General features: G+C 71.7%; 29 protein-coding genes and 2 tRNA genes. 18 read left to right on the top strand and 13 right to left on the bottom strand.

The annotated features are described in order from the left end of the window. Nucleotides 1-13: 13 nt before the first annotated feature. From J3486_RS02970 to J3486_RS02960, 3 genes are all read right to left on the bottom strand, one after another. Nucleotides 14-1,144, bottom strand: a complete 1,131-nt coding sequence (locus J3486_RS02970) for an LLM class flavin-dependent oxidoreductase (protein ID WP_207818320.1) — start codon at nt 1,142-1,144, stop codon at nt 14-16. A 128-nt stretch (nt 1,145-1,272) separates the two neighbouring features. After that, entirely contained in the window at nt 1,273-2,271 is a 999-nt protein-coding gene (gene gap, locus J3486_RS02965; RefSeq protein WP_207818319.1) for a type I glyceraldehyde-3-phosphate dehydrogenase, read from the bottom strand. A gap of 176 nt (nt 2,272-2,447) precedes the next feature. Beyond that, the gene (locus tag J3486_RS02960) at nt 2,448-3,425 is read right to left on the bottom strand and encodes a GlxA family transcriptional regulator (RefSeq protein WP_207818318.1); all 978 of its coding nucleotides are present in this window, start codon (nt 3,423-3,425) and stop codon (nt 2,448-2,450) included. A gap of 89 nt (nt 3,426-3,514) precedes the next feature. Here J3486_RS02960 and J3486_RS02955 point away from each other — a divergent pair, with 89 nt between their 5' ends. The 4 genes from J3486_RS02955 to J3486_RS02945 all read left to right on the top strand — a co-directional run bounded on the left by J3486_RS02955 (nt 3,515) and on the right by J3486_RS02945 (nt 5,664). Then, a complete protein-coding gene (locus J3486_RS02955) occupies nt 3,515-4,060 on the top strand; it encodes an FABP family protein (protein ID WP_207818317.1) in 546 nt (181 codons plus the stop codon). A gap of 47 nt (nt 4,061-4,107) precedes the next feature. After that, the gene (locus J3486_RS02950; RefSeq protein WP_207818316.1) at nt 4,108-4,698 is read left to right on the top strand and encodes a PadR family transcriptional regulator; all 591 of its coding nucleotides are present in this window, start codon (nt 4,108-4,110) and stop codon (nt 4,696-4,698) included. A 76-nt stretch (nt 4,699-4,774) separates the two neighbouring features. Next, on the top strand, nt 4,775-4,909 hold the full coding sequence (locus tag J3486_RS44610; protein WP_267878140.1) for a hypothetical protein: 135 nt from the start codon (nt 4,775-4,777) through the stop codon (nt 4,907-4,909). A 71-nt stretch (nt 4,910-4,980) separates the two neighbouring features. After that, entirely contained in the window at nt 4,981-5,664 is a 684-nt protein-coding gene (locus J3486_RS02945) for a glycerophosphodiester phosphodiesterase family protein (protein ID WP_207818315.1), read from the top strand. A 3-nt stretch (nt 5,665-5,667) separates the two neighbouring features. On the opposite strand, the gene J3486_RS02940 is transcribed toward J3486_RS02945, so the two are convergent. After that, a complete protein-coding gene (locus J3486_RS02940; RefSeq protein WP_207818314.1) occupies nt 5,668-6,198 on the bottom strand; it encodes a GNAT family N-acetyltransferase in 531 nt (176 codons plus the stop codon). 77 nt (nt 6,199-6,275) lie between these two features. Between J3486_RS02940 and J3486_RS02935 the strand changes: the two genes are divergently transcribed. Then, nucleotides 6,276-6,668, top strand: coding sequence for a VOC family protein (locus J3486_RS02935; protein ID WP_207818313.1), 393 nt, complete (start codon nt 6,276-6,278; stop codon nt 6,666-6,668). Nucleotides 6,669-6,878: 210 nt separating this feature from the next. Beyond that, complete coding sequence (locus J3486_RS02930; RefSeq protein WP_207818312.1) at nt 6,879-8,324, top strand: NAD(P)/FAD-dependent oxidoreductase; 1,446 nt, start codon at nt 6,879-6,881, stop codon at nt 8,322-8,324. 4 nt (nt 8,325-8,328) lie between these two features. Here the strand turns inward: J3486_RS02930 and J3486_RS02925 are convergent, their stop codons facing one another. Beyond that, nucleotides 8,329-9,105 (bottom strand): CdaR family transcriptional regulator, encoded by a 777-nt coding sequence (locus J3486_RS02925; RefSeq protein ID WP_207818311.1) that lies wholly within the window; start codon nt 9,103-9,105, stop codon nt 8,329-8,331. 502 nt (nt 9,106-9,607) lie between these two features. Here J3486_RS02925 and J3486_RS02920 point away from each other — a divergent pair. Further along, complete coding sequence (locus tag J3486_RS02920) at nt 9,608-11,170, top strand: hydantoinase/oxoprolinase N-terminal domain-containing protein (protein ID WP_207818310.1); 1,563 nt, start codon at nt 9,608-9,610, stop codon at nt 11,168-11,170. Then, nucleotides 11,163-12,233: a DUF917 domain-containing protein gene (locus tag J3486_RS02915; RefSeq protein ID WP_207818309.1), complete on the top strand. Its 1,071-nt coding sequence runs from the start codon at nt 11,163-11,165 to the stop codon at nt 12,231-12,233. The genes J3486_RS02920 and J3486_RS02915 overlap by 8 nt, the downstream gene beginning before the upstream one ends. Here the strand turns inward: J3486_RS02915 and J3486_RS02910 are convergent. Continuing rightward, nucleotides 12,212-12,607, bottom strand: a complete 396-nt coding sequence (locus tag J3486_RS02910; protein WP_207818926.1) for a penicillin acylase family protein — start codon at nt 12,605-12,607, stop codon at nt 12,212-12,214. The genes J3486_RS02915 and J3486_RS02910 overlap by 22 nt on opposite strands. Before the next feature lie 218 nt (nt 12,608-12,825). Then, a complete protein-coding gene (locus J3486_RS02905) occupies nt 12,826-13,368 on the bottom strand; it encodes a MarR family winged helix-turn-helix transcriptional regulator (protein WP_207818308.1) in 543 nt (180 codons plus the stop codon). A 222-nt stretch (nt 13,369-13,590) separates the two neighbouring features. On the opposite strand from J3486_RS02905, the gene J3486_RS02900 reads away from it, so the two are divergent. The 8 genes from J3486_RS02900 to J3486_RS02865 all read left to right on the top strand — a co-directional run bounded on the left by J3486_RS02900 (nt 13,591) and on the right by J3486_RS02865 (nt 18,785). Further along, on the top strand, nt 13,591-14,151 hold the full coding sequence (locus J3486_RS02900) for a DUF5134 domain-containing protein (RefSeq protein ID WP_207818307.1): 561 nt from the start codon (nt 13,591-13,593) through the stop codon (nt 14,149-14,151). 22 nt (nt 14,152-14,173) lie between these two features. Then, nucleotides 14,174-14,914 (top strand): HAD family hydrolase, encoded by a 741-nt coding sequence (locus J3486_RS02895; protein ID WP_229377553.1) that lies wholly within the window; start codon nt 14,174-14,176, stop codon nt 14,912-14,914. 5 nt (nt 14,915-14,919) lie between these two features. Continuing rightward, nucleotides 14,920-15,858, top strand: coding sequence for a M56 family metallopeptidase (locus J3486_RS02890; RefSeq protein WP_207818305.1), 939 nt, complete (start codon nt 14,920-14,922; stop codon nt 15,856-15,858). 49 nt (nt 15,859-15,907) lie between these two features. Further along, complete coding sequence (locus J3486_RS02885) at nt 15,908-16,597, top strand: phosphatase PAP2 family protein (RefSeq protein WP_207818304.1); 690 nt, start codon at nt 15,908-15,910, stop codon at nt 16,595-16,597. 33 nt (nt 16,598-16,630) lie between these two features. Continuing rightward, the gene (locus tag J3486_RS02880; protein WP_207818303.1) at nt 16,631-17,350 is read left to right on the top strand and encodes an HAD family hydrolase; all 720 of its coding nucleotides are present in this window, start codon (nt 16,631-16,633) and stop codon (nt 17,348-17,350) included. A 68-nt stretch (nt 17,351-17,418) separates the two neighbouring features. Beyond that, nucleotides 17,419-18,000, top strand: a complete 582-nt coding sequence (locus J3486_RS02875) for a helix-turn-helix domain-containing protein (RefSeq protein ID WP_207818302.1) — start codon at nt 17,419-17,421, stop codon at nt 17,998-18,000. Next, nucleotides 17,997-18,209: a hypothetical protein gene (locus J3486_RS02870; RefSeq protein ID WP_207818301.1), complete on the top strand. Its 213-nt coding sequence runs from the start codon at nt 17,997-17,999 to the stop codon at nt 18,207-18,209. Before J3486_RS02875 ends, J3486_RS02870 begins: the two co-directional genes overlap by 4 nt. Before the next feature lie 117 nt (nt 18,210-18,326). Continuing rightward, nucleotides 18,327-18,785 carry a DUF2871 domain-containing protein gene (locus tag J3486_RS02865; protein ID WP_207818300.1) on the top strand — a complete coding sequence of 153 codons (459 nt, stop codon included), beginning with the start codon at nt 18,327-18,329 and terminating at the stop codon, nt 18,783-18,785. A 6-nt stretch (nt 18,786-18,791) separates the two neighbouring features. Here the strand turns inward: J3486_RS02865 and J3486_RS02860 are convergent, their stop codons facing one another. Further along, nucleotides 18,792-19,502 (bottom strand): N-acyl homoserine lactonase family protein, encoded by a 711-nt coding sequence (locus J3486_RS02860; protein WP_207818299.1) that lies wholly within the window; start codon nt 19,500-19,502, stop codon nt 18,792-18,794. 314 nt (nt 19,503-19,816) lie between these two features. On the opposite strand from J3486_RS02860, the gene J3486_RS02855 reads away from it, so the two are divergent. Beyond that, complete coding sequence (locus J3486_RS02855) at nt 19,817-20,257, top strand: DUF6086 family protein (protein WP_229377357.1); 441 nt, start codon at nt 19,817-19,819, stop codon at nt 20,255-20,257. Nucleotides 20,258-20,409: 152 nt separating this feature from the next. Here J3486_RS02855 and J3486_RS02850 read toward each other — a convergent pair. The 4 genes from J3486_RS02850 to J3486_RS44605 all read right to left on the bottom strand — a co-directional run bounded on the left by J3486_RS02850 (nt 20,410) and on the right by J3486_RS44605 (nt 22,056). Further along, nucleotides 20,410-20,482: transfer RNA gene (locus tag J3486_RS02850), tRNA-Arg, on the bottom strand. Between the two features lie 196 nt (nt 20,483-20,678). Further along, nucleotides 20,679-20,818 (bottom strand) — tRNA-OTHER (locus J3486_RS02845). Between the two features lie 128 nt (nt 20,819-20,946). Then, complete coding sequence (locus J3486_RS02840) at nt 20,947-21,681, bottom strand: hypothetical protein (RefSeq protein WP_207818297.1); 735 nt, start codon at nt 21,679-21,681, stop codon at nt 20,947-20,949. A gap of 240 nt (nt 21,682-21,921) precedes the next feature. Then, on the bottom strand, nt 21,922-22,056 hold the full coding sequence (locus J3486_RS44605; protein WP_267878139.1) for a hypothetical protein: 135 nt from the start codon (nt 22,054-22,056) through the stop codon (nt 21,922-21,924). Between the two features lie 135 nt (nt 22,057-22,191). On the opposite strand from J3486_RS44605, the gene J3486_RS02835 reads away from it, so the two are divergent. Beyond that, on the top strand, nt 22,192-22,911 hold the full coding sequence (locus J3486_RS02835; protein WP_207818296.1) for a TetR/AcrR family transcriptional regulator: 720 nt from the start codon (nt 22,192-22,194) through the stop codon (nt 22,909-22,911). On the opposite strand, the gene J3486_RS02830 is transcribed toward J3486_RS02835, so the two are convergent. Next, the gene (locus tag J3486_RS02830; RefSeq protein WP_207818295.1) at nt 22,899-24,404 is read right to left on the bottom strand and encodes an LVIVD repeat-containing protein; all 1,506 of its coding nucleotides are present in this window, start codon (nt 24,402-24,404) and stop codon (nt 22,899-22,901) included. The two genes, J3486_RS02835 and J3486_RS02830, sit on opposite strands and share 13 nt — an antisense overlap. Nucleotides 24,405-24,422: the final 18 nt, after the last annotated feature.

Genomic DNA, 24,422 nt, shown 5'->3' with positions numbered 1-24,422 from the left:
GGCGCACGGGACGTCAGTCCGTCCCCGCCTCCCGGAAGTGCGGGATCACCGTGCGGCCCCACTGCCGCAGCGTCTCCAGGCATGCCTCCTGCGGCACCGTGCCCATCTGGATGAGGCACATGATCTCGTCGGCGCCCGCGTCGCGGAGGCGCTCGACGTAGGCGATGGCGTCGGCGGCCGTGCCGTAGGCGTGGTCGGCGTTGAAGGTGGCGGTGGCGGAGGGGCGGACCGGGATCCGCTGCTCGTTGAGGCGGGCCACGACCTGTTCGGCGGCCCTGCGCATCTCGGCCGCCTCGTCCGCCCCCTCGACGACGGCCTCGTCGGGGATGCCGGCGCCGCCGTACCAGTGCCCGATGGACTGGGCGAAGAAGCGCTGACCGCGAATGCCGATGCCGCGCGCCGTCTCCCGGTCGTCGAGGACGATCGTGGGGCACAGCACGGAGAAGTGGTCGTTGACGACGGAGGAGACGAGGCGCTCGGGGGTGCGCTCGGCGATCGCGGTGTCGTAGGCCCGGCGCATCTGCGCGATCGAGTCCGGGCCAGCGAAGCCCATCACCAGTGCGCCGACGCCGAGTTCGGCGGCCTGACGCAGCGTCTCCGGGCGGCTGCAGGCGAGGAAGAGCGGCGGGTGCGGGGTCTGTGCGGGGCGGGGCAGGATCGGGTGCGGGTCGATGTCGAGGAGCGGGCCGTGGTGCTCCAGCTCGTCCTTCTCCCACGCCTTGCCGATGATGCGCAGCGCCTCCTCGACCTCCTGGGTGGTGCGCTCCTTGTCGACGCCGCACAGGGACGTCTCCTGCCGGGTGCCGCCGCGCCCGGCGCCGAGGTCGAGCCGCCCGCCCGACAGCAGGTCGAGCGTGGCGGCGCGTTCGGCGACGCGGGCGGGGTGGTTGAACCGGAACGGCATGCAGACGACGCCGTGCCCGACGCGGATCCGGGAGGTGCGGGCGGCGACCCAGGTGAGGAAGATCTCCGGCGCGGACATGTGCGCGTACCACTTGAGGGAGTGGTGCTCCACCGCCCAGATCCGGTCGAATCCCATCTCCTCGGCGAGGACGGCCTGTTCGACACAGTCACGGAAGAGCTGGTGCTCACGGTCGACGGTGGGGTCGGCCAGCTGCGCCTCGAAGATGACGGAGAACTTCACTGTTCCTCCCGGGAGTTGGGCCTGGGCGGTGGGGCATCGCCTCCATATGACTCTTAGGTATATGACGGTCCGTCAGAGATGGGAAGGGGCGGGAGGGTTCCGGACTTCGCGCACCGGAACCCTCCGGGTCAGCCGGCCGCGAGCAGGTTCAGCGTGTCGACGACGCGGTTCGAGAAGCCCCACTCGTTGTCGTACCAGGCCACGACCTTGATGTGGCGGCCGTCGACGCGCGTCAGGGCCGAGTCGAAGATCGAGGACGCCGGGTTGCCGACGATGTCCGAGGAGACCAGCGCGTCCTCGGAGTACTCCAGGACTCCGGCGAGCGGGCCCTCGGCCGCGGCGCGGTAGGCGGCGAGGACGTCGTCGCGGGTCACGTCACGGGCGACCGTCGTGTTGAGCTCGACGATCGAGCCGACCGGGACGGGGACGCGGATCGAGTCGCCGGCCAGCTTGCCGTCGAGGTTCGGCAGCACGAGGCCGATGGCCTTCGCGGCGCCGGTCGTGGTCGGCACGATGTTCACGCCTGCGGCGCGGGCGCGGCGGGCGTCACGGTGCGGCCCGTCCTGGAGGTTCTGCTCCTGGGTGTAGGCGTGCACGGTCGTCATGAAGCCGTGCTCGATGCCCGCGAGCTCGTCGAGGACGGCCGCGAGGGGCGCGAGCGCGTTCGTGGTGCAGGAGGCGTTCGAGACGATCGTGTGCAGCTCCGGGTCGTACCCGTCGCTGTTGACGCCGTACGCGAGGGTGATGTCGGCGCCGTCCGAGGGGGCGCTGACGAGGACCTTCCTGGCGCCGGCGTCGAGGTGGGCGCGGGCCGCCTTGGCCGAGGTGAAGCGGCCGGTGGACTCCAGGACGATGTCGACGCCGAGCTCGGCCCAGGGCAGCTGGGCCGGGTCGCGCTCGGCCAGCACCTTGATGCGGCGGCCGTCGACGACCAGCTCGTCGCCCTCGGCGCTGACCGGGCGGCCGAGGCGCCCTGCGGTGGAGTCGAAGGCAAGCAGCCGGGCCAGCGCGGCGGGCTCGGTGAGGTCGTTGACCGCGACGACCTCAAGGGAGGTGTCGCGCTCCAGAAGCGCACGCAGGACGTTGCGCCCGATGCGACCGAATCCGTTGATGGCGATGCGGGTCATGTGCGGGTTCTCCCATCGGAGTTCAGCGGGTGAGGTCCGTGCGCGGTGTTCGTCGCGTCCGGAACACCTCAAGAGTCGCTCGCCGCGCGGGCCGTCGACAGCGGCGGGATCGCCATGGTTCAAAAGGATCCCGCCAGCCGGTGCGCAAGGATCCCGCCGACCCGCCCCACCAGGTGCTATTCGCCGCGGGCGAAGGTGCGCCGGTACTCGCTCGGCGTGGTGCCGAGGATCCGCTGGAAGTGCAGCCGCAGATTGGCGCCGGTGCCGAGGCCGACGTCGGCGGCGATCTGCTCGACGCTCAGCTCCGAGCGTTCGAGGAGTTCCCGGGCCCGGTCGACGCGGGCCCGCATCACCCACTGCATCGGCGTGTACCCGGTGTCGTCGACGAAGCGCCGCGAGAACGTGCGCTCCGAGACCGCCGCGTGCCGGGCCAGGGCCTGGAGGGTGAGCGGTTCGCCGAGCCGACGCAGCGCCCATTCCCGGGTGGCGGCGAAGCGTTCACCGAGCGCCTCCGGCACGCTGCGCGGCACGTACTGGGCCTGGCCGCCGCTGCGGTACGGCGCGGCGACCAGCCGCCGGGCCGCATGGTTGGCGGCGGCCACCCCGAGGTCGCCGCGCAGGATGTGCAGGCACAGGTCGATGCCGGACGCGGCGCCCGCGGAGGTCAGCACGGTGCCCTCGTCGACGAAGAGGACGTTCTCGTCGACCTTGACGTCGGGGTGCTGCTCGGCGAGGGCCTGGGTGTAGTGCCAGTGGGTGGTGGCGCGGCGGCCGTCGAGCAGGCCCGTGGCGGCGAGTGCGAAGGCGCCGGTGGAGATCGCGGCGAGCCGGGCCCCGCGCGCGTGCGCAGCGATCAGCGCGTCGACGACGGCGGGCGGCGGCGCCTCCTGGTCGGGCCTGCGGTAGCCGGGCACGAAGACGATGTCCGCCCATTCCAGCGCTTCGAGCCCGTGGGCGACGGCGTACGAGAGGCCGTCGCCGCCGGTGACGAGACCGGGCGCGGGCCCGCACACCCGGACCTCGTACGGCATGCTGGCGCGGGTCGTGAACACCTGCGCCGGGATCCCGACGTCGAGCGGTTTCGCTCCTTCGAGGACGAGGACGGCGACGCGGTGCAGGCGGGACGGGGCGGACGGGCCGGACGGGACAGACACGGGCACGAGCGTACGGGTATGCCGTCCCAACTGCGCGGCAGCGCCCCTTAGGCTGGCCCGGCCAACGCCCCCGCCTCCAGGAGCCCGCCGTGTTCGACGCCGCACCCGTCTACCCGTACAGCGAGAGCTACGCCCCCGACGGGACGACCGCGCCGCACGAGCTGCTGACGCCGGTGCTCGGCCTGCTCGGCACCTGGCGCGGCCGCGGGCGCGGTGAATACCCCACGCTGGACAGCGACTTCACGTACGCGCAGGAGGTCACGTTCAGCCACGACGGACGGCCGTTCCTCAAGTACGAGGCGCGGGCCTGGCTGATCGACGCCGAGGGCGCCCCGCTGCGGCCGGCCGCGCGGGAGAGCGGCTGGTGGCGGGTGCAGCCCGGCGGCCGGGTGGAGGCGCTGATCACACAGCCCACCGGGATCGCGGAGATCGCGGTCGGGACGGCCGACGGCACGACGGTCGAGCTGGCCACGGACGGCGTGGGGCTGACGCCGACGGCGAAGAAGGTGGCGGCGACGCTGCGCCGGTACACGGCGGCCGACGCCGACACGTTCGACTTCGTGCACGAACTCGCCGCGGTGGGACAGCCGTTGCAGCACCACCTCGCCGCGCGGCTGCACCGCACGACGGCGTAGTCCCTGCCTCTTGCGCCTGTCTCCCCCGCTCACTTCAATGCGGACGCATGCCGACCTCTCGCCTTCCGCAGACCGCCTGGGCCGTGCTCGGGCTGCTCTCCTTCCCGGGTGAGCGGACCGGGTACGAGTTGAAGAAGTGGGCGGACGCGTCGCTGCGGTTCTTCTACGGCGCGCCCGCCTTCAGCCAGATCTACGCGGAGCTGCGCCGCCTCGAAGCACTCGGTTACGTCACGTCGCGGCGCTCGGGGCCCGAGGAGCCGCGCACCAAACGGGCCTATGCGATCACCGAGGAGGGGCGGGCCGCGCTCGCCGCGTGGGCGGCGGGGCCGCAGGATCCGGGCGGCGTGTCGCTCAAGCACCCGGTGCTGCTGCGGGTCTGGCTCGGGCATCTCGCCGAGCCGGAGCGGCTGCGCACGCTCGTCGAGGAGCACGTGACGCATGTCGAAGGTGAGTTGAAGGAGGTGCGGGACGCGATCGCGCGGGCGGACGGCGTGGATGCCTGGGCGCATCCGCAGATCGCGCTGCGCTGGAGCGAGCGTCATCTGGTCGCCGAAGTGGAGCTGGCACAGGGCATGTTGGCGGATCTGGACGCGCTCGGCCCGGGTCAACCTCCGCGGGACGCGCCCACGCACGGGTGACATGGCCGGGCGCGCGGGCGGCGCTCCGGTAGGACGGTTCGCGGCCTCGTCCCCGTCCCACCGGAGCGCACCCGTCATGAGCACCCGAGCCGTCCTCCTCGCCGCCGTCGTCACCGGGCTGCTCCTCGGAGTCGTGGGCACTCGGGCGGACGGCCCGGCCGGCGCCGGTCCTCCGCGTCGCGACGGCTCCGTCGCGCAGACGGGCCGTTAGGCTGCGAGACGTGTCACGTGGGTAGGGAAGCGTGTGACAGCAGAGCCGCCGTCGACGGAAGCGAGACCGCCTTGAACTTCCTCACCATCGGGCATCGCGGAGCCATGGGTGTCGAACCCGAGAACACCCTTCGATCCTTCGTCGCCGCCGAGCGGGCGGGACTCGACCTCATCGAGCTCGACCTCCATCTGAGCAAGGACGGCGCGCTCGTCGTCATGCACGACAAGGACGTGGACCGCACCACGGACGGCACGGGGCCGATCGCCGAGAAGACGCTCGCGGAGCTGCGCACGCTCGACGCCGGGCGCGGCGAGCGGATCCCGGTCTTCGAGGAGGTCCTGGACGCGGTGGCCGCGCCGCTCCAGGCGGAGATCAAGACGGTCGCGGCGGCGCAGGCGCTCGCGGAGGTGATGCTGCGCCGCGATCTCGTGCACCGGGTCGAGGTCATCTCGTTCCATGACGAGGCGGTCGCGGAGATCGCCCGCCTGGTGCCGGGCGTGCGCACGGCGCTGGTCGCGAGCCGCTACGGCACGGACGTGGTGCAGCGGGCCGTGGCCGTCGGCGCCACGACCCTCGTCCTCAACATCCGCCGCCTCACCCAGGAGATCGTCGAGCACGCCCGCAAGGCCGACCTCAGGATCATCGGCTGGGTCGTGAACACCCAGGACGACCTGAGGCTCGTACGGGCCCTCGGCCTGGACGGGGCGACCACCGACTACCCGGAGATCAAGCGGACCGGGCGGTTCACGGCCTGACCGCTACACCAGCGGCTTGACCAGCAGCTCGAACTGGAGGTCGTCGCGCTGCGGGACGCCGAAGCGCTCGTCGCCGTACGGGAAGGGGCTCATCTCTCCCGTACGGCGGTAGCCGCGCCGCTCGTACCAGGCGATGAGCTCCTCGCGCACGGAGATCACGGTCATCTGCATGGCGCGCACGCCCCACACCTCGCGGACCCGGCGCTCGGCCTCCGCGATGATCTGCTTGCCGAGGCCCGCGCCCTGGAGCGCCGGGCTGACCGCGAACATGCCGAAGTACGCGGCCTCACCGCGGTGCTCCAGCTGGCAGCAGGCGACGATCGTGCCGTCGCGCTCGACGGTGAGCAGCCGGCTGTCCGGATCCTTGATCACGGTGAGCACGCCGTCCGGGTCGGTGCGCTGCCCCTGGAGGATGTCCGCCTCCGTGGTCCAGCCCGCACGGCTGGAGTCGCCGCGGTAGGCCGACTCGATGAGCGCCACAAGTGCGTCGACGTCCTCGGGGACGGCGTCACGGAAGGTCAGGGCGGCGGTCATGGAGCTCTCCGATCTCGTACGGGTGCGGGCCTGTCGGCGCCGTCGAGGTTAACGCGACGGCGCTAGGGTGCGTCGGCATGGTTCACGTACTGAGCAGCAGGATTCTCGTCCGGCCCGTCGATCCCGAGCGGTCGCGGGCGTTCTACGGCGATGCGCTGGGCCTCGCCGTGTACCGGGAGTTCGGCACCGGGCCCGAGCGGGGCACGGTGTACTTCCTCGGCGGCGGCTTCCTTGAGGTGTCGGGGCGGGCGCGGCAGCGTCCCTCGCCGCATCTGGAGCTGTGGATGCAGGTGGCGGACGTGCGTGCCGCCCACGGGGAGCTGGTGGCGGCCGGGGTGGAGGTGCTGCGGGAGCCGGTGCGGGAGCCGTGGGGGCTCGTCGAGATGTGGATCGCCGATCCGGACGGGCACCGGATCGTGCTCGTGGAGGTGCCCGAGGATCATCCGATCCGCTACCGACCCGGGATCTGAGGGCAGGTTTTGGTCATCGGTCGGCCCCCGCTGACGTGCGGCGACGGGCCGCAGCACCGAGGATGGCGCTGATCCGGGGATTCGGCGGCGCCGATCCGGATAGACGCTGATGACCGTATCGGGTCCTCGTCCCCCGCCGGCGGGACGGGAACTCCCTACAGTCACCACAACGGCACTGGCCCTCGCAGTCCAGCTCAGGAGAGATCCGAGATGACCGCTCCCCGGAACACGAACGCTCCCCGCACCTCGACCGTGCCGCGGATCCTGATCGTCGGCGGCGGGTTCGCCGGGATGGAGTGCGCGCACAAGCTGGAGAAGGAGCTGAAGCCCGGCGAGGCCGTGCTGAAGCTCGTCAGTCCCATGGACCACCAGCTGTATCTGCCGTTGCTGCCGCATGTGGCGTCCGGTGTGCTCACCCCGCAGTCGGTGGCCGTGCCGCTGCGCAGGATGCTGCGGCGGACCGCGATCGTGCCGGGCGGAGCCGTCGGCGTCGACCCGAAGGCGAAGGCGGTCGTCGTCCGGAAGATCAACGGCGAGGAGATCGTCGAGCGCTACGACCATCTCGTCCTGACGCCGGGCAGTGTCACCCGGCAGTTCGACATCCCGGGCGTCGACCAGCACGCGGTCGGTGTGAAGACGCTGGCGGAGGCGGCCTGGATCCGGGACCACGTCATCTCGCAGCTGGACCTGGCCGCGGCGAGTTCGGATCCGCGCGAGCGGGAGGCGCGGCTGCAGTTCGTCGTGGTCGGCGGTGGGTACGCGGGCACGGAGACGGCCGCGTATCTGCAACGGCTGACGACGGCCGCCGTGAAGCGCTACCCGGGGCTCGACCCGCGCGGCATCAAGTGGCATCTGGTGGACGTGGCGCCGAAGCTGATGCCGGAGCTCGGCGACCGGCTCGGCGACAAGGCCATGGCGATCCTGGAGAAGCGGGGCCTGCACGTCTCGCTCGGGGTGTCCGTCGCGAAGGCCACCGAGGACACGGTGACGCTCACCGACGGCCGTGAACTGCCCTGTCACACGCTGATCTGGACGGCCGGTGTGGCGCCGAGCCCGCTGGTCGCGACGCTCGACGCGGAGACGAACCGGGGCCGGCTGATCGTCACGCCCGAGCTGACGGTGCCCGGTCTCGACGGGGTCTTCGCGCTCGGCGACGCGGCGGCCGTGCCCGACGTGGTCAAGGGCGGCGACGCGATGTGCCCGCCGACGGCGCAGCACGCGATGCGGCAGGGCTGGTCGGCGGCCCGCAATGTGCTCGCCGCGGTGCGCGGCACCCCGCTCACCCAGTACCGGCACAAGGACCTCGGGCTCGTGGTCGACCTCGGCGGCATCCAGGCCGTGTCGAAGCCGATGGGCGTGCAGTTGACCGGGCTTCCGGCCCAAGTGGTGGCGCGTGGCTACCACTTGGCGGCGCTGAGGACCCTGACAGCGCGTTTCCGTACGGCGGCGAACTGGGGTCTGAACGCGGTCGCGGGCGACGACTTCGTGCGCACCGGATTCCAGCGGCACCGGCCCGCCACGCTCAAGGATTTCGAGATGACGGACGCGTATCTGTCGCCGGAGGAGATCCACGCGGCGGTGAGCGCGCAGGTGGCCGGGCGGTCGATGACGCCGCAGCGACCGGATCTGCCGATCGCGCAGCTGCCGGCGGAGTAGCCCGTCAGCGGTCCGCCGCCCCGTCAGGCCGCATCCCCGACAGCCTTGCGTGGCACGCGAGTTGGAGGGCCGGCCGGGTCTCCGGGTCGGTGAGGTCGGCGCCCGTGAGGTCCGTGAAGCGGCGGATGCGGGCGCCGACGGCGTTGCGGTGCAGGTGGAGCAGTTCGGCGGCGCGGGCCGTTGAACTGTTGTGGTCGAGGTAGGCCTGGAGGGTACGCAGCAGGGGTTCGGCCTTGTCGGGGCCCAGCCTCGGGACCGGGGCGAGGAGTTCGCCGGTCGCCGCGTGGGCGGTGTCGGAGGCGTACCACTCCATCAGCATGCGGTCCAGGCCCACCGCGTCGTGCGCGGTGACGGACGTGCCGTCGGGCGGGGCCTGGAGGGCGGCGCGGGCCTCGCGGGCGGAGGTACGGATGCCGAGCGGGCCGCGGTGCGGGGCGCCGAGTCCGCCGCGCAGCCCCGCGTCGGGGTGCTGGGTACGCAGCGCGTCCAGGGTGCGGCGGGCTAGCGCGAGGCCGCTGCGGCGGGCCTCGGGGCCCGAGGTCGTGGCGCGGGTGGCGAGCAGGACGAGGGCGTCGTCGACGAGGGCCGCGTGCCAGTGGGCGGCGGCGTCGGCGGCGCGCAGCCGGGTCAGCGTCCGGGCGGCGAGGCGGCCGCGGTCGGTGAGGGAGCGGAGGGTGGCGCGGGCCGCGCCGTCCAGGGCGCCGGGCTCGGCGGCGGAGTCACCGGTGCGGACGAGGGCCGCCGCGCCGGCCGCTGCCGCGTCCCGGACGACGACGTCCATGAGGTGTCCCGGGCGATCGGGGTGTTCGGTTCGCCGGCCGCGGCCGCCGGGATCCTGGACCACTTCACCGACTTCCTGACGATCCTCGGGTCCTCACCCCGCCGGTCGCCGGAATCATGGTGGCCGAGTACTTCGTGATGAAGAAGTGGCGGCCGCGGCTGGACGCCTCGCGACGCGTCGGACGCCTGCCCGAAACCGAGCCGTCATGGGTACCCGCCACTCTCGTTGTGTGGGCCGTGGCCTCCCTTGTCGGGTGGCTCGGCGACCCTTACCAGTGATGGGGCGTTCCCGCCCTCAACTCGCTCGTCCTCGCGGGCCTCGGCCATGTCGCGCTCGGCTCTCTCGGCCTGGTGCGCGGCGCCCGTGAACTGCCGGTCACCCAGCCCTCGCGGCCGGCCGCCCAGGTGGAGGCGGAGAGCGCCCTCCGATCACCGGCGACGGTCTCGGCTCCCTCACCCGGCACAGAATCCCTCTCGGGAGACCTTCCAAGGAAAGCAGCACCATGCGCATCGGTATCGACGTCGGCGGAACCAACACCGACGCTGCCCTGCTCGGTGACGACGACCGGGTGATCTCGGCCGCCAAGTCGCCGACGACACCGGACATCACCTCCGGCGTGACAGTGGCGATCCGGGCCCTCGACCCGCCCGTGGCCGAGGTCACCGCGGTCATGATCGGCACCACCCACTTCCTCAACGCGCTCGTCGAGGGCGCCCGGCTCGCGCCCGTCGCGGCGGTCCGGCTCGGGCTTCCGGCGACGGCCGCGCTGCCGCCGATGACGGACTGGCCCGAGCGGCAGCGGGCCGCCGTCGGCGGGCACGGGTATCTCTGCCACGGCGGCCGCGAGTTCGACGGCCGCCCGCTGTCCCCGCTCGACCCGGACGAACTGAAGCGGACGGCCGCCGACATCGCGGCGAAGGGCATCGCGTCGGTGGCGATCTCGTCGGTGTTCTCGCCGGTCGCGGAGGACGACGAGCGACGCGCCGCCGAGATCCTGCGCGGCGAACTCGGCGCCGGCATCCATGTCTCGCTCTCCCACGAGCTGGGCCGTATCGGCCTGCTGGCCAGGGAGAACGCCACGATCATCAATGCGGCGCTGCGGGATCTCGCGGCGCAGATCGTGGAGTCGTTCGGCAAGGCGCTGGCGGAGGCGTCGATCACGGCGCCGTTCTTCCTGTCGCAGAACGACGGCACGCTGATGGACGTGGAGTTCGCGCGGTCCTACCCGGTGGCGACGTTCGCGTCCGGGCCGACGAACTCGATGCGCGGCGCGGCGTTACTGTCGGGGCTCGCGGACTGTGCGGTCGTCGATGTCGGCGGCACCACGGCGGACGTGGGCATCCTCCAGGGCGGCTTCCCGCGGGAGGCTGCGGGCGAGAGCGAGGCGGCGGGGATCCGCACCAACTTCCGTATCCCTGACGTCCTTTCGCTCGGCATCGGCGGCGGTTCGCTGGTGGCGGCCGACGGGGAGACGGGCCCGCGGTCGGTCGGCTACCGGCTGACCGAGGAGGCACTCGTCTTCGGCGGATCCACGCTCACGGCGACGGACCTGACGGTGGCGGCGGGCCTCGCCGACATCGGCGACGCCGCAGGTGTGGCCCATCTGGACCGGGCGTTCGTGGACCGGGCGCTGGCGCGCATCGCGGAGCGGCTCACCGAGTCCGTCGACCGGATGCGGACATCGGCGGCGCCGCTGCCGGTGGTCGCGGTGGGGGGCGGTTCGGTCCTCGTACCGGAGGCGCTGCCGGGCTTCGACGACGTACGGCGGCCGGGGAACTTCGGCGTCGCGAACGCGGTCGGCGCGGCCATCGCCCAGGTCGGCGGCGAGGTCGACCGGGTCTTCCAGGTGCCGGAGGGCAAGCGCGAGTCCGTGCTCGCGCAGGCCCGCGAGGAAGCCGTCGGGCGCGCCGAGGAGGCGGGCGCGCGGCGCGGCAGCGTGCGGGTCGTGGACATCGAGGAGGTGCCGCTCGCCTATCTGCCGGGCGGCACGACCCGGATCCGCGTCAAGGCGGTCGGCGACCTCGACCTGAACCACATCAAGACCGGAGCGAGTGCCCATGCGTGAGATCACCCTCGACAAGCTGGACGACATCGCGCGCGGTGCCGGGATCCTCGGCACGGGCGGCGGCGGAGACCCGTACATCGGCAAGCTGCTCGCCCGCGAGGCGATCCGCCGGCACGGCCCGGTGCGGATCGTGGACATCGACGAGGTCCCCGCGGCCGCCACGGTGGTGCCGATCTCCGGGATGGGCGCGCCGACGGTGCTGCTCGAACGGGTCCCCAACGGCGGGGAGGAACTGGCCGCGCTGCGCGCCCTGGAGAAGCACATCGGGCGCCCCGCGACGCACATCGCGCCGATCGAGATCGGCGGGGTGAACTCGATGCTGCCGATCGCGTGCGCCGCCCAGGCGGGTCTGCCGATCGTGGACGGCGACGCGATGGGGCGGGCGTTTCCCGAGGCACAGATGGTGCTGCCGGGTCTGATCGGGGTGAGCAACTCGCCGATGGCGCTCGCCGACGACAAGGGCAACACGATCATCGTGGACGCCGTCGACAACCATGCGGCGGAGACGATCGCGCGGGCGGTGTGCGTGGAGCGGGGCTGTCAGATCGCGTGCGCGGACACGGTGCTGCGCGGCGACCAGCTCGCCGACGGCCTCGTCCCGGCGACGCTGACGCTGGCCGAAAAGCTCGGCGCGGCGGTGCGCGCGGCCCGTGCCGAGCACAGTGATCCGGTGGGCGCGGCTCGCAAGATGCTCGACGGCATCGCTCTGCTCACCGGCAAGGTCGTCGATGTGTCGCGGCGCACGGAGGGCGGTTTCGCACGCGGCCGTGCCGTGATCGAGGGCATCACGGACGACACGGGCCACACGCTCGAACTCGACTTCCAGAACGAGCATCTGCTGGCCACGCGGGACGGCTCGACCGTCGCCACGACACCGGATCTGATCTGTGTCCTGGACAGTGAGACGGGCGAGCCGGTCACCACGGAGGGGCTGCGCTACGGGCTGCGGGTCAGCGTCGTCGCGGCGCGCTGCGACCCGCGCTGGACGTCGCCGGGCGGCCTCGCGCTGGCCGGTCCGCGCTCTTTCGGGTACGAGGTGGACTACCTCCCGTTCGGGGGCTGACCGACGCCGGGTGCGGACGGTCGCAGGGCGATCGTCCGCACCGCGCGCTTCTCCACTGCGGCGCTGCTGTAGAGGAGCGGGAACGAGCCGTCGCCGGCCCACTGTTCGAAGAGGTCGGCGTAGTGCTCGCCGTGCGGGTCGCCGGACTGTCCCGGTGTGTTCATGGCGACGGAGTGGTCCCACGCCCCGACGTCGACGACGAGCCGGAAGCCGGCGCCCGCGGTCTGCCGGAAACCGGATCCCCACGCGGCGGCGCCGACCGTGTCACCGCTGCCGCCGCGTGAGGCGGGCCCGACTTCCTGCCAGCCAGGGGCAGTTGAAGCCTCGGGCCTGAGCAGCGCCGCCACCGGGCGGACCAGGTGGGCGCGGTGCAGGTCGCCCCCGCTCCCTCATCGGCCAAGACATGACCGGCGCCGGCACCTCCGCCTTCTACCCCGGCCCGGCACAACTGCGCCGGCTCCCGATGACCGCCGACGAACGGCCAGAGCCGGGAGCGAGCCGGACCGCGGCATGTAACCCTGCCACCCCAACAAACGCCGCAGGCAACAACCAAGTTGACCGGAGAACCGAACGAGACGATCTCTGAAGCGGATCAGCCCCTGCCGACGCCGAGCCGCCCCTCCAGTTGGAGCAGCAACTCACCGAGCAGTGCGGCGAGTTCACCGTCCTTGCCGCCGGTGAGTCCGGCGAGGACCGACGCCTCGTACGCGAGCTGCTGCGGGAGCACCTCGTCAACCAGGGCCCTGCCCTCGTCCGTCAGGCTCAGATGCGACACGCGCCGGTCGCGGGTGTCGCCCCTGCGGGCCACGAAGCCGCGCTCCTGCAGCAGCTTGAGGCGCTTGGTGACGGCGGCTCCGGACGCGAAGGTCTCCCGGGCCAGGTCGCCGGGGGTCAGCTCGCGGCCGGTGCGCCGCAGCGTCCCCAGCAGATCGAACTCGGGACGGGTCAGACCCGCGTGCCGCAGGGGCGCGTCCTCGGCCTGCTGCAGCAGCGCGGCGCACCGGTTGATCCGGCCGATGATCTCCATCGGGCCCGTGTCGACGTCGGGGCGCACGGCCTGCCACTGCCGTACGACCGACGACACCGTGTCGGCCGCCGTGTACGGTCCCGCGTCCACGCCCTGCTCCGTGCTCATACCTGCCCGACCGGCCCTTTCCGTCAGCTCCGCGGGCCCCTGTGCCCGCGGTGACACCAGTGTCGCCGACGCCGTGCCCGGCCGAACCCCGGAGGGTGCTTTACGCGTGAAACACCACGTGTGCTCCCCTGCGCCGCCTTACGCCCCCGCCCTCCTGGGCATCTCCACGAGAGCCGGGCGAGGAACACGACCGGGACGGCCGGAAGGCAAGGGGGAACCGGGGTGCACGGACCGCTGTCGGCCGCATGGCTGCTCGTCGCGCTGTGCGCGGCGACCGGCGCGTACTGCCTGCTGCGCATGCGCAGCGCCGTGGAGGAACAGCGCCGCACGGCGGGCGGCGAGGCCCTGATGGGGTTCGGCATGGCCCTCATGGCGGTGCCGGCCGCCGTGCTCACCCCACCGCGCTGGGCCTGGCTGCTGTACGCAGTGGTGTTCGGCGCCGCCGCCCTGCGCGCCCTCTGGGCGTCGAGAACCGGCCCCACCCACCATCTGCACCATCTGATCGGCGCCTTCGCCATGGCCTACATGGCGGTCGCCATGGCCGCCCGCCCGGAGGGGCACGCCCAGCACGGCGGCGCGGGCGCCCCCGTGCTGACCGGACTGCTGTTCGTGTACTTCACGGTCTACGTCCTGTGGACGGGCACCCGCCTGGTCCCGGCCGCCGCCGCGGGCCCCGTGCCGGGCCACCCCGCCTCCGCCCGCTGGGGCGACCGCCCGGAGCTGGCGCGGGCGTGCCGGCTGTCCATGGGGATCGGGATGCTGGCCATGCTGCTGGCCATGTGACGCCCGCCCCTACGCTGAGGGCCTGGCCAGGACGATCGTGTTCGACATGGGCGAGACCCTGGTGCGCGACGACCGCTACCGGGGCAGATGGGCCGACCGGCTGGGCGTGCCACGGCACACCCTCGCGGCGCTGGTCGGCGCCATGGTCGCCGGGAACCGGGACAACTCGGACGCGTTGCGCCTGGTCAGGCCCGGGACCGGCATCGACGCCGAGTACCGGGCGCGGGAGGCCGCCGGGCGGGGCGAGGTCATCGAGGAGCAGGATCTCCACGCGGACGTACGCCCCACCCTGGCCGGGCTGCGCGAGCGGGGGCCGCGGGTCGTGGTCGCGGGCAGCCAGACGGTGCGCGCAGGTGTGCTGCCGCGCGCCCTGGGCCTGCCCGCCGACGTCGTCGCCACCTCGGACGAGGGGGGCGTGTCCCACCCGTCGCCCGCGTTCTTCGCCCGGCTGCCCGACGTCCTGGGGGCCGCTCCCGAGGAGACCGTGTACGTGGGCGACCACCCCGCCGACGACGTGTTCCCGGCGAAACGGGCGGGGCTGCGCGTGGCACATCTGCGCCGCGACGCGTGGGGCCACCTGCGGGCCGCCGATCCGGACGTGGTCGCGGCGGCCGACCGGCGTATCGACACCCTTGAGCAGCTCGTACCGCTGCTCACCCGTGGATGCCCCGGCACGCGCACTCTCCCGGGTGAACGAAACCGTGGCGTGCGTCACTTGACGCCCGGGCCCGTATCGGTGGGCCGCACCCGGCTCATAGGGTGACGGTCATGACGGTCCCCGTAGCGCTGTTGCTGCTCGGCACCCTCGCCTCCGTCGTCGCCCCGCGTCTGCTCGCGCGCGCCGACTGGCCCGAGCGGGAGCCGATCGTCGCGTTGTGGGTGTGGCAGTGCGTGGTGGCGGCCGTGCTGCTGTGCTGCGCCCTGTCGATGACCCTGAGCGCGGCCGCCGCGTGGGAGGCGGTGCGCGGCCATGTCTTCGCCACCGCTCCGCATGCGGTCGTGGCGGCCTACGCTCCCGGCACGGCGGGCCCCTGGGCGGCCGCGGTCGCCGTGGCGCTCGCCCTCGGCGGGGCGTGGACGGCCGCGATGCTGGCGCGCGAGGTGCATCGGGCACGGACCAGACGAGCCAGGAACCGGGCCGAACTGCGCGTCCGCGCACCGCTGTTGCCCGGCGAGGAGCCGGGTCCCGATCGCCTCGTCGTGCTGGAGGGCGAGCGTCCCGACGCCTGGCTGCTGTCCGGGCAGGCGCCCCAACTGGTCATCACCACGGCCGCGTTGCGCCGCTTGAAGGGGCGCCAGCTCGACGCGGTGCTCGCGCACGAGCTGGGGCACGCGCGGTGGCGGCACGACTGGCTGCTGCACTGTTCGGGCGCGCTGGCCTCGGGCTTTCCGCAGGTGCCGGTGTTCGCGGCGTTCCGTGACGAGATGCACCGCCTGGTGGAGCTCGCCGCGGACGACGTCGCCTCGCGGCGCTTCGGCCGGCTGACGATCGCGCTCGCCCTGGTCGAACTGAACGAGGACCGCGGGGTGTTCTCCGGCCCCTGCCCGACCCCGCAGGCGCATGTCCCGCAGCGCGTGCACCGGCTGCTCGCCCCGCCTTCCCGGCTCACTCCGGCCCGGCGGCTCCAGCTGACGGCGGCCGCGGCGCTCGTCCCGCTCGTGCCGCTGCTGGTGACGTTCGTGCCGGGGCTGCGGGCGCTGGGCTAGCCGGCCGCGCGGCTGGTCCGCACCCGGCCCGATGAGCGAGGATCGACGCATGCACCCGGCACGCCCCGAATCCCCGCCCCGCACCACGCCTCCCTCGCCCGCCCGGCGCACTCCTGTGCTGGTCCTGGCGTCGTCCTTCGTTCTGCTGATGGTGCTCGTGGCGGTCCGGTGGCACCCGCTGACGACGCTGGACCAGGACATCGCGCGCTCCCTGCATCGCGAGGCGGTCGCCGCGCCCGACGTCACGCACGTCAACCGGATCCTGTCGGACTGGGTGTGGGACCCGTGGACGATGCGCGCCCTGGCCGCGGTCGTCGTCGTGGTCCTCGTGTGGCGGCTGCGGAACGCGGTGCTCGCGGTCTGGGTGGGGGCGACCTGCCTGGTCGGCACCCTGCTCCAGCAGGGGTTCAAGGCCGCGGTCGACCGGCCGCGCCCGGTGTGGCCGGATCCGGTCGACTCGGCGCACTATGCCGCGTTCCCGTCGGGGCACGCGATGACGGCGACGGTCGTGTGCGGTCTCGTGCTGTGGCTGCTGCGCCGCCACGGCGCCGGGCCCACCGTGCGGCGCACGGCCCTCGCGGTCGGTGTCGTCTCGGTGCTCGGGGTCGGTCTGACCCGGATGTGGCTCGGGGTGCACTGGCCGTCGGACGTGCTCGGTGGCTGGCTGCTCGGGGCGTTCACGGTACTGCTGTCCACGACCGCGTACGAGAAGTGGCGGACCGCCGACAGCCGTTCTTGACCAGGGAGTTCGGCACCGCCGAGGATCGGAGGCATGCCGATCAAAGCCGTGCTCTTCGACTTCTCCGGAACGCTCTTCCGCATCGAGTCCACCCGGTCGTGGCTGGGAGCCGCGCTCGCCGCGGCCAGAACGACGCTGCCGGACGACGAGTTCGAGCGGGCCGCACAGCGGCTCCACGAGGTGGGCGCGCTGCCGGGCGGCACCGCTCACCCCGCCGAAGTCCCGCAGCATCTGGCCGAGTTGATGGCCGTGCGCGACGTGGACTCGGCGCGTCATCGCGCCGCCTACACGGGGCTCGCCCGCGAGGTGCCGCTCCCCGACGACCGGCTCTACGAGGCGCTGTACGAGCGCCACATGACGCCGTCCGCCTGGCGCCCCTACCCCGACGCCCGCGAGGTGCTCGCCGCGCTGCGCGAGCGCGGGATCGCGGTGGGGGTCGTGAGCAACATCGGCTGGGACCTGCGGCCGGTCTTCGTCGACCACGGTCTCGACCCGTACGTCGACACGTACGTCATGTCGTACCGCCACGGCGTCCAGAAGCCGGACCCGCGCCTGTTCACGGCCGCCTGCGAGGCGCTCGGGGTGGCCCCCGGCGACACGCTGATGGTCGGTGACGACCGGCGGGCGGACGGGGGTGCGGCGTCGCTCGGGTGCGCGGTGCACTTCGTGGACCATCTGCCGGTGGCGGAACGGCCGGACGGGCTGCGCCCCGTACTCGGCCTGCTGGAGGAGCAGCCACCCCTCACCCTGTAGGCGCAGCCACCCTCGCCCTTCCTCCCACACCCTTGTAAAGAAACCTTTAGAAAGATACCTTTAGGTCCATGGCAGAGCCACGGGCACAGAAGCGCACCGTCCATCTCGACGACCCTCGCGCGCTGCGCGCCTACGCGCATCCCACGCGCATGAAGCTCGTCTCGCTGCTGCGCGTCGAGGGTCCTTTCACCGCCACCCGGGCCGCCGAACTCACCGGGGAGTCCGTGGCCAGCTGCTCGTACCATCTGCGCATGCTGGCCAAGTACGGCCTCGTGGAGGAGGCGGAGGGCGGCGAGGGCCGGCAGAAGCCGTGGCGGGCCACGGCCCGGTACACGGACTGGCGGGGCGTCGACAACGAGGCGGCCGACGCACTCAACGCCACCATGGCGCAGCGCTACTTCGAGTCGATGACCCACGCGCTGCGCACCCGCCGGGAACTGCCGCCCGACTGGCGCGCGGCGGAGCAGTTCGGCGACGACCTCGTCTACCTGACAGCGGCCGAACTCGCCGACGTGGCGCGGCGTTTCGCGGAGCTGCTGGAGCCCTACAACGACCGGTTCGACGATCCGTCCACCCGCCCGGAAGGGGCCGAGCCGGTCACCGTGCTACGGGTGGCGTTCCGCAACGACCGAGGGGAGGCGACCTCGTGAACCACCCGCACATCCACGCCTGTCTGCATGCCGCCCGCGCCGCCGAACTGCGCGCCCAGGCCGACGCCCACCGGCTGCGCCGCCTCGCACGCACGGAACGCAGGGGCCGCGAAGGCGCCTCGCTGCGCCACCGGTTCGGCTGGCTCCTGATCGAGACGGGCCTGCGCTTCCTGCGCCCGCCGCGGGTACCACGACCGGCCGGGAACTGACCCCATCCGGAACCCCGGTTCCCACTCGCCCCAAAGTGCGCACAGCCGAATCGACCATTCGTTTGAATGATCGGCGCCGGTACGGCACTTCGACGAGACCGAGGGTGGGACACCGGGATGCGCAAGTCGTACTACGCGGCGCACGTCTACATGATCGTGGGAGTCCTCTCCGGACTCTTCTACCGCGAGTTCACCAAGGCCAACGACTTCACCGGCGACACCCAACTCGCCGTCATGCACACCCACTTGCTGGCACTCGGCATGCTGGGCTTCCTGATCGTCCTGGCCCTCGACAAGCAGTTCGGCCTGTCGGGCTCGAAACTCTTCACGAACTTCTTCTGGTTCTACAACGCGGGCATGGTCGTCACCGTCGGGATGATGGGCGTGCACGGCTGTCTGACGGTGCTCGGCGACTCCGTGCCGGAGGTGGTGCCGATGGTGGCCGGGCTCGGCCACATCCTGCTCACCGTGGGCCTGATCCTGCTGTTCGTCGTGCTCGGCAGACGCCTCAAGGAACCCGTCGGCGGCGCCGCGCGCGCCGCCGGTGCGCCCGAGCCGACGCAGACCTCGGCCTGAGCCGCGCTAGAAGGTGCTCCGCGCCGGTTCCCAGACCGAGCAGTCATGGGCGAACAGGACGCGTCGCGGATCGAACTCCGCGATGCGCTCCAGCCACTGCGGATACCCGGGCAGCGGTTGCTCGGCGCCGCCGAGTGCCGCGTGGCGGGCCAGGTGGGCGGAGGCGAAGTCCGAGGCGAAGTCGTGGGCCTGCCCCGCGAGAAGCACCGTGCCGTCGCCCTGCCGGACGACCAGCGACTGGTGTCCCGCGGTGTGCCCCGGCGTCGGGACGATCCAGACACCGGGCCTGACCTCGGCCTCACCCTTGAGCTCCGCATAGGACACCGCAGGGAAGTCGATCAGCTCGTCGAAGGTGTGGCCGCCGCCGCGTGCCGTGGCCAGTTCGACGTCCTGGACCAGGACGGGCGTGCCGGCGAAGAGGGGATTTCCGCCGCAGTGATCGAAGTGGAGATGACAGTTGGCGACGAGGGTGACGTCATCGAGGGCGACCCCCGCCGCGGCCAGGGCTTCCCGCAGATCGCGGCGGCGCGGCCGGTAGTGCGCCTCGGTCTCGGGGTCCGCCCGCCCGATGCCGGTGTCGAAGAGGATCACGTCGTCGTCGTACCGCACCAGATAGGCGAGGACGGGCTCGACCCGTGGCCGCGGTCCGCCGGTCTCCGGAGCGGGCCGGACGAAATACCCCAGATCGAGCCGCCGCACCGCAATGTCCTTCGCCATACGGTCAGCCTGGCATGATCCGGTCGCCGCGGCAGAGCGTTCTGCCGAGGGCAGCAAGGACGTGGAGATTCGCCCGACCTGCTCCTGCGGAGGAGGGTGCTGGCGATGCCGGCGAAAGCGAGGAAATGCTCAGCTTTGCGCTCGCCAGGTGCAGCCCGACGCGGAGACGAAGATGATCGCTCCAACTGCCCAACCATGGCCATGCCAGAGGAACGAGCCTTGGCCCCTCAAGGCACCGTTTTACTGGGTGCCCACCACCCGCCCGATCTTCTACCCTGTGCCGGGGCGGCGGAGCAGGGGGATGAGCGATGAGCATGTACTTCGACATCGGTGACGAGACGCTGTGGAACCCGTCGAACGGTGCCGGCCGCCTGTTCCTGCGGCAGGTCGAGGTCTTTGAGGCGGAGCTCAAGCTGCCCTCAGGAATCGGCCAGGGAAGATACTGCGGCGACCCGGACACGCTCGAGGTCGATCCGGCTGTATACGCTGAGTTCGCACGCGGCTTGGTCGCCTGGCACTGCCGGACAGGGCACTCCGTGATCCGCGCGCTCTCCGAGGGGTTCGTGGCGACGGCGGTCGCACTCGCGCGGCGCGCGGGAATCGAGGTGGAGCTACCTGAACCGGAGCCCGGCCATGTGCGTGGTGGTGTTCAGCGCGATGTGCAGGTTCCCGCCGGCCCCCGTACCGCGTCAGCCGCTGTCGTCACCGCGCTGGACAAGCGGGCGCGGGAGATGGACAGCTGGATGGCCCGCTGAGTCGTTGCGCCCAAGACCGCTCCCGGCCGACTCGGGGCCTGGGACCAACTTGCCGTTTCAACGTCCCTCTGCGGCCACGCGCGCGGCGCCCGGCTGCTCGATGGCGTCCTCCGCGGGCTGCCGTCGGCCGGGGCACGGACCCGCGGTGCTCGTGCCCCCGGCAGGAGTCGAACCTGCAACCTCCTGATCCGTAATCAGGCGCTCTGTCCATTGAGCTACGGGGGCGGGCGGAGACCCCGGCTATCACCATCCGGGGCCCCCTTTTCTTGAGTGAGCGGGATTCGAACCCGCAACAATCTGATCCAGAGTCAGAAGCGCTGCCGTTGCGCCATCACTGTTTGTCCGCTCTATCCTCTGCACAGTTGGGCGGGTTTCAGTTTGAAGACCGAGACGTGTTGCCTTTACACCATCGGGGCGCGAGTGCCCCGAGCCAGAATCGAACTGGCATCTCTCGGCGAATTCCCCGCCGGGTGGATCAGAGGAACGTCGGCTTTGCTGAGACTGGAGCGAGAATCTGAAACTGAAGCGCGTGGCTGCCTCTGCCGATTGGGCTACCGGGGCACGAAAGCCCCGGGCAGGTTTCGAACCTGCACTGTCACCGGACACGCGTGAACCTGAGACTCAACTTCAGTCTTCGGCCCCCTGTTCGGGAGCCACCCGAGTGCTCAGCTCGGGAGTCTTGGGGCGCCCTAGGGCGCCAGGAGGAAGCTGAACACGTCCGCTCCGATGCGGATCTGCTCGGCCTCGTGGGAGTTGGCCTCTTCGCGTGCGCGCTTGACCGCGTCAGCGAGAGCGTCGATGCGGCTGATCAACTGCTCACGCCGGGCGGGCGAGAGCGCACCGCTGAACTTCGTCGTCGCCCAGTGCCCCACGATCTCGTCGACCATGTAGACCTCGGTCTGCGCGGGGTGTTTGTCCGTCGCCGGGTAGCGGACCAGCGTCTTGGGCACCTTGCGGGTGCGCGTCGTCTGGACGGGGTCCGTGCGCCACCCGCGGGAGTTCTCATCCGGCAGCCACGCCTCGGACGGGTCGAGCGTCGGCGCCTTCGCGACCACGGTGCGCAGGTCGACCAGCTGCTTCTCGAGGAAGAGGAGCAGCGGCACCGGTGCGTCGCCGACGATGGTCACGCCGTCGACCACCACGTCCGCAGATGCCTCCGTGTTGGCCCGCTCCTTCGTGGCGACCACGTCGAACAGCTTCGTCAGGTGATCGGCGATCCCCGTGAGCGAGTTGTCGACGCTGTTCTGCACGAGTGTCGACTCGGGCGGGAACTGCTCGCCCTCGTCGTCGACCGGCGAGTACTTACGGCTCAGGCCGGCGAAGAGCGCGGGCTTCTGCAGGTCGTGATAGATCTTCGTGACGGCTGCCGCGGTACGGGACTTGATTCCCTTTTCGACGGCGACGATCTGATTCAGCTTGGGCATGCGAGGTCCTTTCCACTTGAGTTTCACAGGGTTGCTGGCGTCAAAGGTCGAGCGCGCAGGCATGAGCGCACTGCGTTCTCGACGGCGCCAAGCAATTCGGTCCTCATGCCCTGGTCGATGGCGTCGCCGTCCTGGTTGATTCAGAGTTCCATGAAACCCCCTCCTGGAGCCACGGATTATTGAGCTGGCCGATGCCCCGGGGAGGCGAAGTCGGGTCGCCCTCAAGCAATCGGCCCGTGCTCACGCCTGCAGGCGGCGGTACGAGATGAGGGTGCGGGTGATGGCGGTGAAGGCCAGGCCGCGCTCGGCCTTGAGCTCGTAGCAGCACACGAACAGGTCCCGGGCAGCGCCGACACCGCCCGGGACCCGGTCCACGAACACGGCCGTACTCGGACGATCCCCCGCGTCGCCCGAATACGGCCGGTCCACCCCGCGCACCGCACCGAAGGGCCGGTGGCCGGGACGCGCTGAGTATAGTTGGCTGGGAGCCAGTCAACGCAGGAGATAAGAATGTCCCCCAGGAGCGCATCGGTCAATGAGGAGTTGCGCCGACGTTCCCGCGAGCGGCTCCTGCAGGCGACGCTGGAGCTCGTCGGGGAGCGTGGGTACGACGCGACGACCCTCGGCGACATCGCGGACCGGGCCGGTTCCGCCCGCGGACTCGTCTCGTACTACTTCCCCGGCAAGCGGCAGCTGCTGCAGTCGGCCGTGCACCGGCTGATGAACCGCACGCTGGAGGAGGCCCTGGAGCGGGAGCCGCGGCCCTCCGCCGACGACGGCGACGAGCGGCTCGCCCGCGCCATCGACGCGATCCTCGGACTCGCCCGCGACCAGCCGGTGCTGATGCGCACGCACATGGCCGGAATCCTCCAGGCGGAGGGGTTCGTGCAGTGCCCCGAGCAGCAGCGGCTCGCGGCGCTGCTGCGCGACACCGTCCTGCGGCACGGGACGCTCGACGTCGACCGGGACTATCCGCTGCTGCGGGCCCTGCTGATGGGCGCGGTCTTCTCCGCGCTGGTGCCGGGGGCACCGATGCCGGTGGTGACCCTGCGCGCCGAGCTGTTCCAACGGTACGGGCTCGCCTCGGAGTTGGGCTTCCCGCCGGACGACGGCACCGATCCGTCGTCCGACGAGAGTCCCGCTCACGGCCGAGTGGCCGATTTCTCACGGTACTTCGAGCCGCTGCGGCCGCCCGGCGGACCGGACGGCCGGGCGCCTCAGTCGAAGTAGTCCGGCTGCGTCTGGACGTTGAGCTCGTCCATGCGGATCCGCTGGGCCGGATCCGTACGCCGGTCGCTGAGCTTCAGGACGTCGAAGCCCTTGGCGATGTCGTTGGAGTAGATGTAGCCGTTGTAGTAGTACGCCGACCAGGAGCCGCCGACCTGCAGCGCGTCGGTGGTCAGCGGACCGCGCTCGAAGTAGGCGATCTCCTTCGGCTCGGCGGAGTCGGTGAAGTCCCAGACCGAGACGCCGCCCTGGTACCAGGCCTGGACCATGAGGTCCTTGCCCTTGACCGGGATCAGCGAGCCGTTGTGCGCGACGCAGTTCTCGGTGTCGGCCTGGTGACGCGGGATCTTGTAGTAGCTGCGGAAGACGAGCTTGCGCTGGTCGCCCTTGCCGACGATGTCGTAGATGCCGTCGGCGCCGCGGTTCGGGCCGACCGCCGCGTTGCAGGTGGCCGCTCCGCCGCCGCCCAGCTCGTCGGTGAACACGACCTTGTTCGCCTTCTGGTTGAAGGTCGCCGAGTGCCAGAACGCGAAGTTCACGTTGTCCTGGACCTGGTCGATGACCTTCGGGTTCTCCGGGTCCTTGATGGAGAACAGGATGCCGTCGCCCATGCAGGCGCCGGCGGCGAGGTCCTTGGAGGGCAGGACCGTGATGTCGTGGCAGCCGGTGGTCTTGGACACGCCCGGGTTGGTGGGCGCGCCCGGGTTGCCGCCACCGTCCGCGCCCTCACCCGGGAAGAGCACCGGGAAGTTAACGACGGCCGCCTTCTCGGGGGCCTGGCGCGGCACCTTGATGACCGAGATGCCGTCGTGCGGCGGCTGGCAGTCGGGGAAGGCGGCGCTGGGCGAGTACGAGGAGACGTAGACGTAGACGTTCTTGCGCTCCGGGACCAGCGTGTGGGTGTGCGAGCCGCATGCGGTCTCGACGGCGGCGACGTACTTCGGGTTCTTCTTGTCGCTGATGTCGAAGACCTTCATGCCCTCCCACGACGACTTCTCGGTCGCGGGCTGGGTGGTGGAGGCACAGGAGTTGTCGCTGCGGGAGCTGTCCGTGGACAGGAAGAGCAGGTTCCCGGAGACGGAGATGTCGTTCTGAGAGCCGGGACACAGCACTTGGGCGACCGTCTTCGGTGCCTTCGGGTTGCTGATGTCGAAGATGCGGAAGCCGTCGTAGTTGCCCGCGTAGGCGTACTTGCCCTGGAAGGCGAGGTCCGAATTGGTGCCGGGCAGCGCGTCCTTGGGGATGTTCGTGAGGTGCTCGATGTTGTCGGAGTGGACGATCTCGTCCTGGCCGGGTATCTCACCGGCGGCGATCGCCTCTTCGGCCTCGGCCTGCGTGCTCTGCGAGACGCTCTTCGGTGCTGCCGATCTGTCGCCGGGGTCGGGGGTCGCCGCCGCGGGTCCCGCGGCGAGCAGGGCGGCCAGCAGTCCGGCGGCCGCCGTGGCAACTCCCAGGCGTCTGCGGCGTGTTCGGGCGGAGCTGTGCAACAGGGTCACTGTTGTCTCCCTCGTCTC

The organism is Streptomyces sp. VRA16 Mangrove soil (assembly GCF_017377775.1).
Classification (GTDB): domain Bacteria; phylum Actinomycetota; class Actinomycetes; order Streptomycetales; family Streptomycetaceae; genus Streptomyces.
Note: the sequence above shows the minus strand (reverse complement) of the source record. Positions and strands in the feature narration are given on the sequence as shown.

Coding starts and splice junctions, on each gene's coding strand:
- gap (WP_207818319.1), bottom strand. CDS start 2,271: ATGACCCGCATCGCCATCAACGGATTCGGTCGCATCGGGCGCAACGTC.
- J3486_RS02840 (WP_207818297.1), bottom strand. CDS start 21,681: ATGCCCAAGCTGAATCAGATCGTCGCCGTCGAAAAGGGAATCAAGTCC.
- J3486_RS02885 (WP_207818304.1), top strand. CDS start 15,908: ATGCACCCGGCACGCCCCGAATCCCCGCCCCGCACCACGCCTCCCTCG.
- J3486_RS02860 (WP_207818299.1), bottom strand. CDS start 19,502: ATGGCGAAGGACATTGCGGTGCGGCGGCTCGATCTGGGGTATTTCGTC.
- J3486_RS02940 (WP_207818314.1), bottom strand. CDS start 6,198: ATGACCGCCGCCCTGACCTTCCGTGACGCCGTCCCCGAGGACGTCGAC.
- J3486_RS02915 (WP_207818309.1), top strand. CDS start 11,163: ATGCGTGAGATCACCCTCGACAAGCTGGACGACATCGCGCGCGGTGCC.
- J3486_RS02935 (WP_207818313.1), top strand. CDS start 6,276: ATGGTTCACGTACTGAGCAGCAGGATTCTCGTCCGGCCCGTCGATCCC.
- J3486_RS02855 (WP_229377357.1), top strand. CDS start 19,817: ATGTACTTCGACATCGGTGACGAGACGCTGTGGAACCCGTCGAACGGT.
- J3486_RS02925 (WP_207818311.1), bottom strand. CDS start 9,105: ATGGACGTCGTCGTCCGGGACGCGGCAGCGGCCGGCGCGGCGGCCCTC.
- J3486_RS02950 (WP_207818316.1), top strand. CDS start 4,108: ATGCCGACCTCTCGCCTTCCGCAGACCGCCTGGGCCGTGCTCGGGCTG.
- J3486_RS02875 (WP_207818302.1), top strand. CDS start 17,419: ATGGCAGAGCCACGGGCACAGAAGCGCACCGTCCATCTCGACGACCCT.
- J3486_RS02890 (WP_207818305.1), top strand. CDS start 14,920: ATGACGGTCCCCGTAGCGCTGTTGCTGCTCGGCACCCTCGCCTCCGTC.
- J3486_RS02835 (WP_207818296.1), top strand. CDS start 22,192: ATGTCCCCCAGGAGCGCATCGGTCAATGAGGAGTTGCGCCGACGTTCC.
- J3486_RS02865 (WP_207818300.1), top strand. CDS start 18,327: ATGCGCAAGTCGTACTACGCGGCGCACGTCTACATGATCGTGGGAGTC.
- J3486_RS44610 (WP_267878140.1), top strand. CDS start 4,775: ATGAGCACCCGAGCCGTCCTCCTCGCCGCCGTCGTCACCGGGCTGCTC.
- J3486_RS02905 (WP_207818308.1), bottom strand. CDS start 13,368: ATGAGCACGGAGCAGGGCGTGGACGCGGGACCGTACACGGCGGCCGAC.
- J3486_RS02920 (WP_207818310.1), top strand. CDS start 9,608: ATGCGCATCGGTATCGACGTCGGCGGAACCAACACCGACGCTGCCCTG.
- J3486_RS02880 (WP_207818303.1), top strand. CDS start 16,631: ATGCCGATCAAAGCCGTGCTCTTCGACTTCTCCGGAACGCTCTTCCGC.
- J3486_RS02930 (WP_207818312.1), top strand. CDS start 6,879: ATGACCGCTCCCCGGAACACGAACGCTCCCCGCACCTCGACCGTGCCG.